Below are 15,248 nucleotides of genomic sequence, written 5' to 3' on the forward strand. Positions count from 1 at the left end.
GACAGCCAACGGGTTTACCTCGTTTGTCATATGGGCATCCCGGTCGCGACGAGTAATCCATCCATCGGTCGTCCTCCGTCGGCCGGCTTCGGGCCGGCTCTGGCATCTTGCGAGGAGAACCCGTGACAGATCCGCCGCTCCCCGCTAGCGCTTTGCGAGTTCTGGTTACCGGCGCGACCGGATACATCGGCGGCCGCCTGGTTCCTCGGTTGAGACAGGCCGGCCACCGGGTGCGGGCAATGGCCCGCAACCCCGACAAGATCAGCGACGTGCCCTGGGCATCGGATGTGGAAGTCGTTCGCGGCGATCTCACCGAGCCGGACACGCTCGACGACGCCTGCCGCGACATCGACGTCGTCTACTATCTCGTGCACTCGATGAACGCAGGCGGAGAGTTCATCGAATCCGAGAGGCGCAGCGCCGAGAACCTCGTCAGTGCCGCCCAACGCGCCGGAGTGCGACGCATCGTCTATCTCGGCGGCTTGCATTCGGAATCGGATCGACTGTCGATGCATTTGCGCTCACGCGGCCAGGTCGGGGAGATACTGCTGAACTCAGGCATCCCCACCCTGGTCCTGCAGGCAGGCGTGGTCATCGGTTCCGGGTCGGCGTCTTTCGAGATGATCCGGCATCTGACCAACAGGCTGCCTGTCATGACCACGCCGCGCTGGGTCAACAACCGCATACAGCCCATTGCGGTGCGTGATGTCATGTACTACCTGTTGGAAGCCGCCACCGCGGAACTTCCGCAGAGCCGCGCCTACGACATCGGTGGCCCCGACGTCTTGCAGTACGGCGAAATGATGCAAATCTATGCCGACGTCGCCGGCCTGGCTCGACGACGGATTCTCGTACTCCCCGTTCTCACACCGAAACTCGCCGGACTGTGGATCGGGCTGGTCACCCCTGTGCCCCCGAAAATCGGGCGCGCCCTGATCGAATCCCTGAGCACCGATGCCGTTGCCGCTGAGCACGACATCGATTCGATCATCGCGCCGCCGCCGGCAGGGGCGACCCCATATCGGGAGGCCGTTGCACTCGCACTCCGTCGCATCGAAACCGGCGAAGTCGAAACCACGTGGGCCAACGCGTCTCCGACCGGTGCACCCGCCGACCCACTGCCCTCTGATCCCAGCTGGGCCGGCGAAGTGATCTACACAGATGAGCGCAGCCTCGACTGCAACGCAACGATCGAGCACGTGTGGGAGGTTGTCGAGGGCGTCGGTGGTGAAAACGGTTGGTACTCGTTTCCGCTGGCCTGGACCATTCGCGGATGGCTGGATCGACTTGCCGGGGGCGTGGGCCTGTCTCGCGGTCGCCGCAACCCTCACTCCCTGCACACCGGTGATGCCCTGGACTTCTGGCGCGTCGAACGCATCCAGCGGCCGCACTTGTTGAGGTTGCGTGCAGAGATGCGCACGCCCGGCAATGCCTGGCTCGAATGGCGACTCGAACCTCGCGGCAAGCACGCCACCCGACTGCACCAGCGTGCCATCTTTTTCCCGAAAGGTCTTGCGGGACGGGCCTATTGGTACTCGCTCATGCCGTTCCACGGCATCATCTTCACAGGCATGATCAACAACATAGGCGTCGCCGCCCAGAACGGATCCATGAACCGCGGTCTGGCAGCAGCGGAAGATGACGAGTCATAACCCCTGCGTCGACGTCGGCATCGGATCGATAATGGTCATTTCGAATCTGCCCCGGACAGCCTAACCGGAGTAACAGAGCTCAGAAGCGGGTCAGGCTGGGCATCAACACATCGTCGACGAGCGCGCGAACCGTCGCCTCGGTCGGCGGACGTCCGGGGATGAGGGACCGGAACACCAGATACCCCGGCAGCACGTCCCACAGCTCGTCGTGGATGGCCGCGGCCTCGATCTCGCCCCGCTCCACCGCATTGGCCAGAACATCGGCCATCAGTTTCTTGCGCTGTAGCACGAACTGACTCTGCAGGGCCGCACTCAACTCCGGGCTGTGCGCCACCTCGGACATGATCGCGCTCATCGTGCTTCCGTGTTCGCGTGCCTGTGCACACACCGAAGCCCCGATGCTGAGCAGGTCGGTGCGTAGCGAGCCGGTGCGGGGCGGGACCAGCTGGACCCGGGTGCCCTCGATGAAGGCCGCCAGCACGAGCTCGGTCTTCGAGGGCCACCGGCGGTAAATGGTGGCCTTGCTGGACTTGGCTTCGGTCGCAACGGCTTCCACGGTCAACCGGTCGTAGCCGTGCTGCTGCAACAGCCGCAGCGTCACCGCCAGCAGCTCGGCCTCGCGCTCAGTCCACTGCGACGCCGGAGCCGGCGGTGACACGTCGTGCGTCGAAGCGGAAGCCACGCGGGGAAACCTTTCGGTAGCGGGAGCCGATGTCCATCGGCCGTAAGTCTTGCCCCCTCGAGGATAGTACCGTACGGTACCGTTCAGATACTTGGTACGGCCAAAGACATCCGCCTCAAGGCGCGCGGGGCGCCCGTTGTCGAAAGGCTCTGAGATGCAGGGGATCTCGGTAGGAAGCCTGGTCAGGCGGCGCTGGACGGTGATCGTTGCCGTGCTGGTGGTGGCGGTCGTCGCCTTCACCGTCGACCGGTTGCACGGCATATTCGGTTCCGACAACGAGGTGTCGCGGCCCAGCGCTGACACCCTGGAGAACACCGGCTACAACCCGAAACGGGTTCTCTTCGAAGTGTTCGGATCACCCGGTTCGGTCGCCACCATCAACTACCTGGACATCGACGCACAACCCCAGCGGGTCGACGATGTGGCCTTGCCATGGTCACAAACCCTGGTCACAGACGACCCGACGCTGTTCGCCGACCTCAGGGCACAAGGGGACGGCGAGACCATCGGGTGCCGCATCACCGTCAATGGCGTGGTCAAGGACGAAAGGTCCACGAGCAACGTGAACGGTTACATCGCCTGCTTGGACAAGTCCGCATGAGCAGCCGGCACGCCGAAGATGAAGTCGTCGGCTCCAGGACGGCCTGGACCATCCGCGTGCTCGCCGTACCGATCGTGCTCATCTGGCTCGCCATCGCCGCACTGACGAACATCCTTGTGCCGCAGCTGGAAGTGGTCGGAGCAGCACGCTCTGTGGGACTGAACGCGCCCGACGCGCCATCGACCGTGGCGATGCGACACATCGGCCAGGTCTTCGACGAGTTCAACTCCGACAGCGCGGCCATGATCGTGCTCGAGGGCGACCAGCCTCTCGGCGATGACGCCCACCGCTTCTACGACACCCTGGTGAAACGGCTGGCCGAGGACACCAAGCACGTCGAGCACATCCAGGACTTCTGGGGTGACCCGCTCACGGCCGGCGGATCGCAGAGCAAGGACGGCAAAGCAGCTCTGGTGCAGGTGTACCTGGCCGGTAACCAGGGTGAAGCGCTGTCCAACCAATCGGTCGACGCCATCCGCGAGATCGTGGCCAGCGTCCCGCCACCGCCCGGGGTCAAGGCCTACGTGACCGGCGCCGCACCGCTCATCACCGACAACTTCGAGGTGGGCAGCGAGGGCACCGAAAAGGTCACCGGCATAACCTTCTTGGTGATCGCGGTGATGCTGCTCGTCGTCTACCGATCCCTCGTCACGATGCTCCTCATGCTCGTCACGGTCCTCATCGAACTGGCGGCCGCTCGAGGCGTCGTCGCCGCGCTCGCGCACTCCGGGGTCATCGGCCTGTCCACCTACTCGACGAACCTGCTGACCCTGCTGGCGATCGCCGCGGGCACGGACTACGGCATCTTCATCGTCGGCCGCTATCACGAAGCACGAAGCCGTGGAATGGACCGGGAAGCCGCGTACTACGACATGTTTCGCGGTACCGTGCACGTCATCGTCGGCTCCGGGCTGACCATCGCCGGCGCCGTGGCCTGCCTGCACTTCACCCGACTGCCCTACTTCCAGACCCTGGGCATACCCGCCGCCATCGGCGTGCTCGTGACGCTGGTGGCCGCGCTGACGCTGGGGCCCGCCGTACTGACCATCGGCAGCCGGTTCGGACTCCTTGAGCCGAAACGCAATCCACGCGCACCGCGATGGCGCCGCATCGGCACCGCGATCGTGCGTTGGCCCGGCCCCATCCTGGTGGTGTCGTGCCTGATCGCGCTCGTCGGTCTCCTCGCCCTGCCGGGATACAAGACCAGCTACGACGGCCGTCCCTACCTACCTGAATCAGCACCGGCGAACGTCGGTTACGCAGCCGCGACGCGCCACTTCTCCGAGGCCAGGCTGAATCCCGAGCTACTGATGGTCGAAGCCGACCACGACATGCGGACGCCCGCAGACATGCTGGTACTCGAACGCATCGCCAAGGCCGTTCTGCACACCCGCGGCATTGCCCTCGTCCAGTCGATCACCCGACCGCTGGGCACGCCGATCAAGCACAGCTCCATCCCATTTCAGATCAGTGCGCAAAGCGCCAGCCAGATCATGAATTTGGGTTACCAGCAGGACCGCGCCGCCGATCTGCTCAAGCAGGCCAACGAGCTGTCGAACACGATCAACATCCTCAAGCAGCAGGTCGCGTTGCAGCAGGCCAGTGCTGCCGCCACCCACGAGCAGACCCAGGCCTTCCACGACACCGTCGCGATCGTGAACGACCTGCGCGACAAGATCGCCAACTTCGACGATCAGTTCCGCCCGCTGCGCAACTACTTCTACTGGGAACCGCACTGCTTCGACATCCCCATGTGCGCGGCGCTGAGGTCGGTGTTCGACGCACTCGACGGCATCGACAAGCTCAGCGACCAGTTCGGCCAGATCACAGCGAGTTTGGACAAGCTCGACGCCCTCCAGCCGAAACTCGTGGCGCTGCTCCCACCGCAGATCGCCATCCAGGAGAGAAACCGTGACCTGACCCTGTCCAACTACGCCACCACGTCCGGGACCAACTCGCAGTCCCAGGAAGCCCTCGAGAATTCGACCGCGATGGGACAGGCCTTCGACTCCGCCAAGAACGACGACTCGTTCTATCTGCCGCCGGAGGCCTTCGACAATCCCGACTTCAAACGCGGCCTGAAACTGTTCATGTCACCCGACGGCAAAGCTGCCCGCATGATCATCACTCATGAGGGCACCCCCGCTACGCCCGAAGGCATCTCACACATCGACGCGATCAAGGACTCCGCGTTCGACGCGATCAAGGCCACTCCCCTGTCCGACGCCAAGATCTATGTGGCGGGAACCGCCTCGGCATACAAGGACATTCAGGACGGCGCCAAATACGACCTGCTCATCGCCGCGTTGGCCGCGATCAGCCTCATCCTGCTCATCATGATGTTCATCACCCGCAGCCTGGTCGCCGCAATGGTCATCGTCGGGACGGTCGTGCTGTCGTTGGGAGCGTCGTTCGGCCTGTCGGTCCTGGTGTGGCAGTACATCTTCGGCATCCAGTTGTACTGGATCGTGCTGGCACTGGCGATCATCCTGCTACTGGCGGTCGGAGCGGACTACAACCTGCTACTGATATCCCGGTTCCAGGAGGAGATCGGGGCAGGGCTGAAGACCGGCGTCATCCGCGCCATGGCCGGGACCGGCCGGGTGGTGACCGCCGCCGGCCTGGTGTTCGCGGCCACCATGTCCTCGTTCATCTTCAGCGATCTCATCGTGCTCGGCCAGATCGGCACCACGATCGGCCTCGGCCTGCTCTTCGACACCCTGATCGTGCGGTCGTTCATGACACCGTCCATCGCGGCGCTACTCGGCCGGTGGTTCTGGTGGCCACAGATCGTGCGGCCCCGCCCGGCCAGCCGCATGTTGCGTCCCTATGGTTCGCGCACCTCGGTACGCGAACTGCTCGAACCAGAACCAGAACCCGAGTCGAAGGCCGAGGCTGGGGCGACCACCTGAGGCTGAGCGTTGCCCGGCGAGCAGACACATATGTACCCGAAAACAGGTGATCTGCGGTACATATGCGTCTGCTCGGCCACGAAACTTGGTCTAGGAGTTCAGGTAGGTGACGACCGCCAGCACGCGGCGGTGATGCGCGGTCGACGGCGGCAGGTCGAGCTTGGTGAAGATACTGCCGATGTGTTTCTCCACGGCACGCTCGGAGACCGAAAGATGTTCGGCCAGGGCACTGTTCGAGTGCCCCTCGGCCATCAGGGCGAGAACCTCACGCTCGCGGGGAGTCAACCGGGCCAGCGCATCACCGCTGCGCCGGGTTCCCATCAGCTGGCGCACCACTTCCGGATCCAGCGCGGTGCCGCCGGCGGCGACGCGCCGCACCGCGGCGTCGAACTCGCCGATGTCGGCCACCCGGTCCTTGAGCAGATAGCCCACCCCTTCCGGATTCCCGGCCAACAACTCGGCGGCATAACGAGTCTCGACCCACTGTGAGAACACCAGCACACCGACATGCGGATGCGAGCGCCGCAACGAGACTGCAGCGATCAGCCCCTCGTCGGTGAAGGTCGGCGGCATGCGGATGTCGATGACGAACACCTCCGGCCGCAGCGTTTCGGCGATCTCCCGGATCTGGTCGGCCGTGCCCACCTTGGCCACGACATCGTGCCCGCGTTCGACGAGCAACTGGGTCAGGCCGTCACGCAGGATTGCATTGTCCTCGGCGATCGCCAGCCGGGTCACCGCTGTGCTCCCGACGGTACGACGGCAGTCACCGTGGTGGGCCCGCCGGCGGGACTGTCGATGTCCAGCCGGCCGTCAACCATCCGCAGCCGATCCGCCAGTCCGGTCAACCCCGAGCCGTTGGCGGGCTCCACCCCACCTGACCCGTTGTCCGCCACGGTGATCCGCAATTCGTCGGCATCGCTGTGCAGCCGCACCGTGGCCTGAGTGGCACCGGAATGCTTCGATACGTTGGCGAGCAACTCGGCAACACAGAAGTACGCCAGCGTCTCCACACCCAACGACGGCCGCACGGCGAGATCGTCGACCAGCTCGACGGGGATCGGGTTACGCGCCACCAATGTCTGCACAGCCGGCACCAGGCCGAGATCCAATGCAGGCGGCCGGATTCCGCGGACCAGGTCACGCAGTTCGGTCAGGGTGTCCTTGGTGTTCGCCAGTGCATCGGAGACCAGTCGCCGGGCCCGATCGGCCTTGTCGGGGTCGGCCAGCTGTTCCTCGGCGCGCGCCAGCGTCATCGCCACCGCGATCAGCCTGGCCTGGGTTCCGTCGTGCAGATCACGCTCGACGCGGCGCAGCGTCGCTGCCGAATCGTCGACGACATCGGCACGGGCCCGCTCCAGTTCGCCGACCCGGCGGTCGCGGTCGTTCGGGGCGAGCAGCGCTTCGGCCAGCCAGACATGGGCACGCCCGATACCGATCATGACCCACGCCAACAGATACAGCGCGAGCAGTCCACCCGCCGACAGCAGTAGGTAGATACCGAGGGAGTCCACGGGTTCGTCGAAGCTGACGATCGCTTCTCCCGTGATCGCCCAGATCACCGGGGAGACCACCAGGACCGCCGAAATCACGACTCCCAGCACGACCCCGTATCCGAGAGGTGTCATCACGATGCTCTGCAGCAGAAGGAAACCCAGGCTGCGCCAGCCGACACCGTCTGTCAGCGCAGCGGCCACGGTCTGGGGCCAGCTGGCCTGCCGGGCGAACGGCGCCGGCGGGTCGATGGTGACGCCGACCAGCCGGGCCAGCAACCGGTACAGCGCGTTCCACCGTCGTCCCGACAGCACCACGAGCGCCAGCAGCGGTATGCCGACCAGGGTGATGAGCAACAGCCCCGAAGTCAGGCCGGTCACGAACAGGTAGACCACGCCGACGAGTGCCAGGACGCTCACCAGCAGGAAATAGAGATAGCCACGGCCCGCCGCCGCGGTGAACGGGGTTCTCAGTGTTCGGCGCCGGCCTTCGGGTGCGGAGGTAGAGGTGATTGCGGTGGTGGTCACGGTCATCATCGTTGCCGGATACGTTGGCACCGGGCGATGGTGCTGTCCAGCCAATATGGGGTGTGGCTGGCCACACCGTCAGCTGTCGAGTGAACGCAGCAGCGCCCGAGTGCGGGCCCTGGTTTCGGGCGATGCGTCGAACACCACCCCGACGTATTCGTCCACGCCCACCCCGCCGAGCGCCCGAATACGTTCAGCCACAGTGCTTTCGTCGCCGATGATCGCAGCGTCCTCAGGACCGGCGTAGCCCTCCCGGTCGAGCATTGCCCGGTAGGACGGCAGATGCCCGTACATCGCGAACTGTTTGGCGGCCTGGACGCGGGCCCCGTCGACGTCATCGGTGACGCTGACCGGAAGTGCCGCCACCACCCGGACCGGACGGTCCCCGGCGGCGTCCCGCAGCGTCGGGACAACGTGACCGGCCAGGGTTGCCGGACCCGTCATCCAGGTGACCGTGCCCGCGGTGCGACGCCCCGCCAGTTTGAGCAGTTGCGGCCCCAGTGCGGCGATGTACACCTCGGGCGCCGACGCCCCCGGGATCTGCAGTGCGCCGCGAGTGGTCACCGTCTCCCCCGGCGCGTCAGCGGGCTCGCCGTCCAGCAGGGGCTGTAGCCCGTCGAGATACTCGCGGAGCCGGCGGACCGGCTTGTCCCACGGAATTCCCCACATGCCCTCGGTCACCGCCGCGTGCGTCATGCCGAGGCCGAGCAGGAAGCGGCCTCCGCTGATCAAGCTGAGCGTGAGCGCGCGCTGGGCCAGCAGCATCGGGTGTTGATTCTGGATGGGGATGACACCGGTGCCCACCTCGATGCCGTCGACCTCGCGGAACGCGACCGCGAGAACGGTCAGCAGGTCCGGTTCATAGGGCATCTGTGTCATCCAGACCCGCCGGAATCCCTCTTCGTGCAGTTGCGCGAGATTCTCTACGGTGGCGTCGACCGGGGAGCGTCCGCCGGTTTCACTGAGCGAGGCGATGAGGCTGATCTGCATGGCACCACGCTATGCGGAGGGCGGGCCGGATGGGACCAGAAGTAGCGGCCATTCAGACAAAAAAGGGCGGGTTCGGGAGGACACTTGGGGGCGTTTCAATTCGTCTCACGCAGCCGGTCTTTCACCCCTGTACCGACTCTTTGGATCAGTCACTCCCGAACCCGTCGTAGGCTCGATCGTACGCCTCGGGTACCCCTCAAACCAGAGAAAAGTACGGCCGAATTTGCCGAGAATTCGAAGCTAGGTCGCTCCGTGTTGCCGTCGGGTCGGGGGGTCAGACGGCAACACGGAGCTACCCGTGTATCGACCTCTATGCCGCGGCCGTTACACATCCCCGAAAGAAACTTTTCGGATGTTTTTCGGCCTGCGGTCGGGCCTGGTCAAGCCCCGGCTATGCCTCCGGCCCGATGGTCGGACTCCGCAAGCTACGCCTCCGGCCCGATGGTCGGACTCCGCAAGCTACGCCTCCGGCCCGATGGTCGGACTCCGCAAGCTACGCCTCCAAGATCGCCGTGACGCCCTGCCCACCCGCCGCACAAACGGAGATCAGGCCGCGCACCGGCTGACCGGTTTCCTTCTTCTTCTCCGCCAGTTGCTTGGCCAGCTGCGCCACGATCCGGCCGCCGGTGGCCGCGAACGGATGACCCGCGGCCAACGAGGAGCCGTTGACGTTGAGCTTGGTGCGGTCGATGCTGCCCAGCGCCTTGTCCAGGCCGAGGCGCTCCTTGCAGTACTCGTCGGATTCCCAGGCCGCCAGCGTGGCCAGCACCACCGATGCGAACGCCTCGTGAATCTCGTAGAAATCGAAGTCCTGCAGGGTCAGCCCGTTGCGGGCGAGCAGCCGGGGTATCGCATACGTCGGCGCCATCAGCAGGCCGTCGGGCCCGTTGACGTAATCCACCGCCGCGGTCTCGCCGTCGACGAAGTAAGCCAGCGGTTCGTGTCCATGCGCCTGGGCCCAGTCCTCACTCGACAACAGCGCCACCGAGGCGCCGTCGGTCAGCGGGGTCGAGTTGCCAGCGGTCATGGTCGCGTCGCCGGCCTTGACGCCGAACACCGGCTTGAGCTTGGCCAGCTTCTCCACCGACGAATCAGCCCGGAGGTTGTTGTCCCGGTACAGCCCGAGGAACGGGGTGACCAGGTCGTCGAAGAAGCCCCGATCGTAGGCGGCGGCCATGTTGCGATGGCTGGCGGCGGCCAGTTCGTCCTGGTCGACCCGCTTGATACCCATCTTCTTGGCGGTGACCGCGGCGTGCTCGCCCATCGACATCCCGGTGCGCGGCTCGCTGTTGACCGGGATCTCGACGCCCAGCGCGGCCGGTAGCTTGCCGACCAGCTTGAGCCGGTCCAGGTTGGACTTCGCCCGGCGCAGGCCCAGCAGAACCTGTCGCAGGTCGTTGCCGAACGCGATGGGGGCGTCCGATGCGGTGTCCACACCACCGGTGGCCGCGGACTCGTATTGTCCCAGCGCAATGGCGTTGGCGGCGACGATCGCGGACTGCAGGCCGGTGCCGCAGGCCTGCTGAAGGTCGAAGGCCGGGGTGTACGGCGACAACGAGCTGCCCAGCACGCATTCGCGCATCAGGTTGAAATCGCGGCTGTGCTTGAGTACCGCACCGCCGATCACCGCACCGAGCTGCTCACCGGCCAGACCGAAGCGCTCGATCAGCCCGTCCAGGGCGGCGGTGAACATGTCCTGGTTGGAGGCGTTTGCGTAGGCGCCGTCGGACCGTGCGAACGGAATCCTGTTGCCACCCAAAACGGCAACGCGTCGCCGGGTCGTGTTGTTGGCCATCTGTTTGCCCTCCACTGTCGGGTTGTCCGGGGCCATATTACCCACTGTTCTTACTCTGGAGTAAGTTCGGTGTGGACAACGCAGTACTGCGAAGCGAAAGGCAGCTGAAGTGGCTTCCGACCTGTTCTCCCAAGTGGTCAACTCCGGGCCGGGATCGTTCCTGGCCAAGCAGCTGGGCGTGCCGCAGCCCGAAACGTTGCGCCGCTATCGCCCCGGGCAGCCGCCGCTGGCCGGCTCCCTGCTGATCGGCGGCGAGGGCCGTGTCGTGGAGCCCCTGCGCGCAGCGCTGGCCGGCGACTACGACGTGGTGTCCAACAACATCGGCGGCCGCTGGGCCGATTCGTTCGGCGGCGTGGTGCTCGACGCCACCGGCATCGCCGACGCCGCTGGGCTCAAGGAGCTCTACCAGTTCTTCACCCCGGTGCTGCGCAACCTCGCGTCGTGCGCCCGCGTGGTCGTCATCGGCACCACCCCGGATCAGGCCGGCAGTGTCAACGCCCAGATCGCCCAGCGCGCCCTCGAGGGCTTCACCCGCTCACTGGGCAAGGAACTGCAGCGCGGCGCCACGGCGTCGCTGGTGTACCTGGCCGCCGACGCCAAGCCCGCCGTCACCGGCCTGGAGTCCACCCTGCGCTTCATCCTCTCGGCCAAGTCGGCCTACGTCGACGGACAGGTGTACCGCGTCGGCGCCGCCGACTCGACCCCGCCTGCCGATTGGGACAAGCCGCTGGCAGGCAAGGTCGCGGTGGTGACGGGTGCGGCCCGCGGCATCGGAGCGACCATCGCCGAGGTGTTCGCGCGTGACGGCGCGACGGTGGTCGCGGTGGACGTTCCCCAGGCCGCCGAAGACCTGGGCAAGGTCGCCGAGAAGGTCGGCGGCAGCGCGCTGACACTGGACGTCACCTCAGAAGATGCAGTCGACGCGATAATCGCCCATGTCACCGCACAGCACGGTGGCAAGGTCGACGTGCTGGTCAACAACGCCGGCATCACCCGCGACAAGCTGCTCGCCAACATGGACGAGAGCCGTTGGGATTCCGTGATCGCGGTGAACCTTCTTGCCCCGCAGCGACTCACCGAGGGCCTGGTTGCCAGCGGCACGCTCGGTGAGGGCGGCCGGGTGATCGGCCTGTCCTCGATGGCCGGCATCGCCGGTAACCGCGGGCAGACCAACTACGCCGCCACCAAGGCCGGCATGATCGGGCTGACCGATGCGCTGGCACCCGTGCTGGGTGAGAAGGGCATCACGATCAACGCCGTGGCCCCCGGCTTCATCGAGACCAAGATGACCGACGCCATCCCGCTGGCCACCCGTGAGGTCGGCCGCCGGCTGAACTCGCTGTTCCAGGGCGGGAAGCCGGTGGATGTGGCCGAACTGATCGCCTACTTCGCGAGCCCCGCGTCGAATGCGGTCACCGGCAACACCATCCGTGTCTGCGGCCAGGCCATGTTGGGGGCGTGACCGCGTGAACAACATGCTGCGCGCCGTCGTCGGCGCCCTGCCGTTCATCCCGCGCGACGAAACCCTGCCGGCCCGCACCGTCACGGTCGACAACCTGCCCATCGACCCGGCCAACGTTGCCGCCTATGCGCAGGTGACCGGGCTGCGGTTCAGCGACACCCTGCCGCTTACCTACCCGTTCGCGCTGACCTTCCCGACGGTGATGTCACTGGTCACCGGATTCGATTTCCCGTTCGCCGCAATGGGTTCGGTGCACATCGAAAACCACATCACCCAGTACAAGCCGATCAAGGTGACCGACGCCGTCAGCGCGGCCGTGCATGCGGAGAACCTGCGTGAACACCGCAAGGGACTGCTGGTCGACATCGTCACCGAACTCAAGGTCGGCAACGACACCGCCTGGCACCAGGTGACGACGTTCCTGCACCAGCAGCGGACCAGCCTGTCCGGTGAACCCAAGCCGGAGCCGCAGAAGCAGCCGAAGCTGCCGCCGCCCAACGCGGTTCTGAACATCACCGCGGGCCAGATCCGGAACTACGCGTCGATCGGCGGGGACCACAACCCGATCCACACCAACGCGATCGCCGCCAAGCTGTTCGGCTTCCCGACCGTCATCGCACACGGGATGTTCAGTGCGGCAGCGGTTCTGGCGAACATCGAGGGGCAGCTCCCCGATGCGGTCAAGTACTCGGTGCGCTTCGCCAAGCCCGTGGTGCTGCCGGCCAAGGCCGGGCTGTACGTCGAGCGTGACGCCGACGGCTGGGAGTTGACCCTGCGGAACCTCTCGAAGGGTTACCCGCACCTGACTGCCACGGTGAGCCCGCTGCGCTGAGCCCTCGAGTGTGCGTACAGATCGCGTTTTCACGGTCGATCTCGATCTGTACGCACACTCGGCAGCGGACCTACGCTGAGCCTGGACCACGTACGGCCCTCGTCAGCAACCACCCGATGAACGAAAGTTCGGCGACCGCCGCAACTGTCAGGGCGATCGGCGAGATGGCTGCGCCGAAGTCCGGGGCCAGGAAGCGGGCGAACACATCAACGAGGTGACCGAGACATCCGGTCATCAGCAGGACACCCAGGACCTTCGGGAAGTAGCCCGACCTGACGACGAGGTAACCCAGCGGCAGCAGCCACAGGCCGAAGAACGTCTGGGCGATGAGGTACCCATCGCGTTGCAGGTCGGAGAACAGCATGACCAGCTGGTCGGAATCAGTTGGACCGAAGGCGTAGTGACTGGTGGCGATCAACAGCGCCGCATTCTGATTGAGCAGGCTCAGGCTCTGGATCGCGACACTGACCGCGACAAAGGTGACCATCGCGGCGGCGGCGAGCTGGTCGACATGCTTGAAAAGCGCGTATAGGGCCATGCCGGTCGACAGAAAGGCCGTGGCCCCCAGGAGTTCGCTGACGAAGCCGACGCGGAACAGGTCGGCAGAAGTACTGATGTTGGCGGTCGTGGCCGCTGCGTTCCCTGGCTCCACCATGCGTGAGTTCACCAGCCCAGCGAAGATCGTGAGCACGGCGACGGCCAGATAGAGGGACCCGGCGATCCTCGCGAGCGCCCTGGGTGTGACATGCGGGGCGGACGCGAACCCGACGTTCACGCCGGACCACTGGCGTGGGCGAGGGCAGACGCGGTCAGCCGACCGACGATGGCCGGTGCCTCATGGACGAGGGCGTCGTTCTCCACGGCCTCGACCATGAAAAGCGCATAGTCCACGCGACGGGTCAGGTTGCTCGCCAGGACAGGATCACCCACGTGCCGGCTCCAGACCGGCAGACCCTGACTGTCGCCCTCCTCCAGGTCACTGCCACGCACGACTGTCCAGCGGGTGTCACTGGCGAAGATCCTCCGGCACGCCTCCACCTGGTCGTACAAGTCCACGACCCGGGCAAGCTTGGCCAGCCGCCCGAGCACGGCCGCATACAACTTGAACTTCCGGGTATAGCGGTCCTTACCGTCGCGGGTGATGTGCCACCCGCACGAGAACACCAGGCGGGCATCCGGGCCGGCGTGGTCGAGCACCGCTTGGGCCGTACCAGAGGCGTAATGGTTCATCCCCCACGGCACCAGGACAGTCAGGACGGCATCGCATCCGCTCACCGCCCGTGCGATAACGGCACGGTCGTCGGTCGCTCCAGGGATCACCGTGATCTGCCCCTCAAAGTCGGCGAGCTTGGCCACGCTCTGCTCGCGGCAGACACCCACGACTTCGTATCCACGGTCCAATGCATGCTTCACCAGGTAGCGCCCGAGCTTCCCGGAAGCGCCGACGATGCACACCTTCCTCCCCGTGCCCGTCTTGCTCACTTCGTCTGACCCGATCGGTTTCACGATCCACTCCTCTACTCGCGTCGCCCACTAGCCTTACGCCGTAAGGTACAGCCTTGCAGCGTAAGGTTGTCAAGCGTCTTCTGGACCGAGACAGGAGGACCCTTCGTTGACCACCGACCCAGCCGGGACACCTGCCGCCCGCCGCAACCCGCTCAGCAAGGAGCTGGTGCTTCGCACAGCGGTCGCATTGGCTGACGAGGCCGATGGCGGTGTGCCGAGTATGCGCAGGCTCGGCGAGCGGCTCGGCGTCGAATCGATGTCGCTGTACCACCACTTCCGCAACAAGGAACTGATCCTCGACGGCATGGTCGACATCGTCTTCGACGAGATCGAACTCCCACCGGACGACGCCGACTGGCGGACGGCGATGCGACAGCGGGCAGTTTCGATGCGCGCCGCACTGATCCGTCACCCGTGGGCGATCCGCCTGATGGACTCACGGACGAACCCCGGTCCCGCTACTCTGCGCCAGCACAACGCGGCCATCGGTTGCCTCCGGTCAGGTGGCTTCTCCATTGCCGGTGCGGCACACGCATTCTCGGTTCTGGACAGCTACATCTACGGTTCCACACTGCAGGAACTCAGCCTGCCCTTCCAATCACCGGCCGAGCTCGAGGACGTGGGAGGCTCGATTCTCGAGCAAATGCCCGGCGGCGAGTTCCCGCACCTCACCGCGATGATCGTCGACCGCGCCCTGAAGCCCGGTTACGCGTATGTCGAGGAGTTCGGCATCGGACTCGACCTCATCCTCGACGGACTGGAGCGACAGCGCGAAAGCTGGCTCTAACCCACTAG

Annotated in this window: 13 protein-coding genes; 6 read left to right on the plus strand and 7 right to left on the minus strand. The window is 65.6% G+C overall.

Annotated features, from left to right (window positions below; translation table 11 throughout):
* Window positions 1-122: 122 nt before the first annotated feature.
* On the plus strand, window positions 123-1,652 hold the full coding sequence (locus EH231_RS30090; RefSeq protein ID WP_090433680.1) for an SDR family oxidoreductase: 1,530 nt from the start codon (window positions 123-125) through the stop codon (window positions 1,650-1,652).
* Window positions 1,653-1,731: 79 nt separating this feature from the next.
* Here the strand turns inward: EH231_RS30090 and EH231_RS30095 are convergent, their stop codons facing one another.
* Complete coding sequence (locus EH231_RS30095; RefSeq protein WP_124713909.1) at window positions 1,732-2,334, minus strand: TetR/AcrR family transcriptional regulator; 603 nt, start codon at window positions 2,332-2,334, stop codon at window positions 1,732-1,734.
* 154 nt (window positions 2,335-2,488) lie between these two features.
* On the opposite strand from EH231_RS30095, the gene EH231_RS30100 reads away from it, so the two are divergent.
* The gene (locus EH231_RS30100) at window positions 2,489-2,935 is read left to right on the plus strand and encodes an MmpS family transport accessory protein (RefSeq protein ID WP_090433676.1); all 447 of its coding nucleotides are present in this window, start codon (window positions 2,489-2,491) and stop codon (window positions 2,933-2,935) included.
* Window positions 2,932-5,847, plus strand: coding sequence for an MMPL/RND family transporter (locus tag EH231_RS30105; protein WP_124713910.1), 2,916 nt, complete (start codon window positions 2,932-2,934; stop codon window positions 5,845-5,847). Before EH231_RS30100 ends, EH231_RS30105 begins: the two co-directional genes overlap by 4 nt.
* 90 nt (window positions 5,848-5,937) lie before the next feature.
* Here the strand turns inward: EH231_RS30105 and EH231_RS30110 are convergent, their stop codons facing one another.
* The 4 genes from EH231_RS30110 to EH231_RS30125 all read right to left on the minus strand — a co-directional run bounded on the left by EH231_RS30110 (window position 5,938) and on the right by EH231_RS30125 (window position 10,689).
* On the minus strand, window positions 5,938-6,585 hold the full coding sequence (locus EH231_RS30110; protein WP_090433672.1) for a LuxR C-terminal-related transcriptional regulator: 648 nt from the start codon (window positions 6,583-6,585) through the stop codon (window positions 5,938-5,940).
* Window positions 6,582-7,874, minus strand: a complete 1,293-nt coding sequence (locus EH231_RS30115) for a sensor histidine kinase (RefSeq protein ID WP_234927517.1) — start codon at window positions 7,872-7,874, stop codon at window positions 6,582-6,584. The genes EH231_RS30110 and EH231_RS30115 overlap by 4 nt, the downstream gene beginning before the upstream one ends.
* 72 nt (window positions 7,875-7,946) lie before the next feature.
* Entirely contained in the window at window positions 7,947-8,858 is a 912-nt protein-coding gene (locus EH231_RS30120) for a TIGR03564 family F420-dependent LLM class oxidoreductase (RefSeq protein WP_124713911.1), read from the minus strand.
* 493 nt (window positions 8,859-9,351) lie between these two features.
* On the minus strand, window positions 9,352-10,689 hold the full coding sequence (locus tag EH231_RS30125; protein WP_420891983.1) for an acetyl-CoA C-acetyltransferase: 1,338 nt from the start codon (window positions 10,687-10,689) through the stop codon (window positions 9,352-9,354).
* 73 nt (window positions 10,690-10,762) lie between these two features.
* Here EH231_RS30125 and EH231_RS30130 point away from each other — a divergent pair, with 73 nt between their 5' ends.
* The gene (locus EH231_RS30130) at window positions 10,763-12,115 is read left to right on the plus strand and encodes a 3-oxoacyl-ACP reductase (RefSeq protein WP_044514730.1); all 1,353 of its coding nucleotides are present in this window, start codon (window positions 10,763-10,765) and stop codon (window positions 12,113-12,115) included.
* A gap of 13 nt (window positions 12,116-12,128) precedes the next feature.
* Window positions 12,129-12,947: a MaoC/PaaZ C-terminal domain-containing protein gene (locus EH231_RS30135; protein ID WP_044519053.1), complete on the plus strand. Its 819-nt coding sequence runs from the start codon at window positions 12,129-12,131 to the stop codon at window positions 12,945-12,947.
* 70 nt (window positions 12,948-13,017) lie between these two features.
* Here the strand turns inward: EH231_RS30135 and EH231_RS30140 are convergent, their stop codons facing one another.
* Both EH231_RS30140 and EH231_RS30145 read right to left on the minus strand, forming a co-directional pair.
* Window positions 13,018-13,722, minus strand: a complete 705-nt coding sequence (locus EH231_RS30140) for a DUF4386 domain-containing protein (RefSeq protein ID WP_090433666.1) — start codon at window positions 13,720-13,722, stop codon at window positions 13,018-13,020.
* Window positions 13,719-14,453, minus strand: coding sequence for an NAD(P)-dependent oxidoreductase (locus tag EH231_RS30145; protein ID WP_090433664.1), 735 nt, complete (start codon window positions 14,451-14,453; stop codon window positions 13,719-13,721). The genes EH231_RS30140 and EH231_RS30145 overlap by 4 nt, the downstream gene beginning before the upstream one ends.
* A 106-nt stretch (window positions 14,454-14,559) precedes the next feature.
* Between EH231_RS30145 and EH231_RS30150 the strand changes: the two genes are divergently transcribed.
* A complete protein-coding gene (locus tag EH231_RS30150; protein ID WP_090433662.1) occupies window positions 14,560-15,240 on the plus strand; it encodes a TetR/AcrR family transcriptional regulator C-terminal domain-containing protein in 681 nt (226 codons plus the stop codon).
* Window positions 15,241-15,248 lie beyond the last annotated feature (8 nt).

Source organism: Mycolicibacterium nivoides, assembly GCF_003855255.1.
Classification (GTDB): domain Bacteria; phylum Actinomycetota; class Actinomycetes; order Mycobacteriales; family Mycobacteriaceae; genus Mycobacterium; species Mycobacterium nivoides.

What these genes read in the sequence shown, in the direction of transcription:
- EH231_RS30100 (WP_090433676.1), top strand. Translation starts at nt 2,489, where the DNA reads ATGCAGGGGATCTCGGTAGGAAGCCTGGTCAGGCGGCGCTGGACGGTG.
- EH231_RS30105 (WP_124713910.1), top strand. Translation starts at nt 2,932, where the DNA reads ATGAGCAGCCGGCACGCCGAAGATGAAGTCGTCGGCTCCAGGACGGCC.
- EH231_RS30115 (WP_234927517.1), bottom strand. Translation starts at nt 7,874, where the DNA reads ATGACCGTGACCACCACCGCAATCACCTCTACCTCCGCACCCGAAGGC.
- EH231_RS30120 (WP_124713911.1), bottom strand. Translation starts at nt 8,858, where the DNA reads ATGCAGATCAGCCTCATCGCCTCGCTCAGTGAAACCGGCGGACGCTCC.
- EH231_RS30125 (WP_420891983.1), bottom strand. Translation starts at nt 10,689, where the DNA reads ATGGCCCCGGACAACCCGACAGTGGAGGGCAAACAGATGGCCAACAAC.
- EH231_RS30135 (WP_044519053.1), top strand. Translation starts at nt 12,129, where the DNA reads ATGCTGCGCGCCGTCGTCGGCGCCCTGCCGTTCATCCCGCGCGACGAA.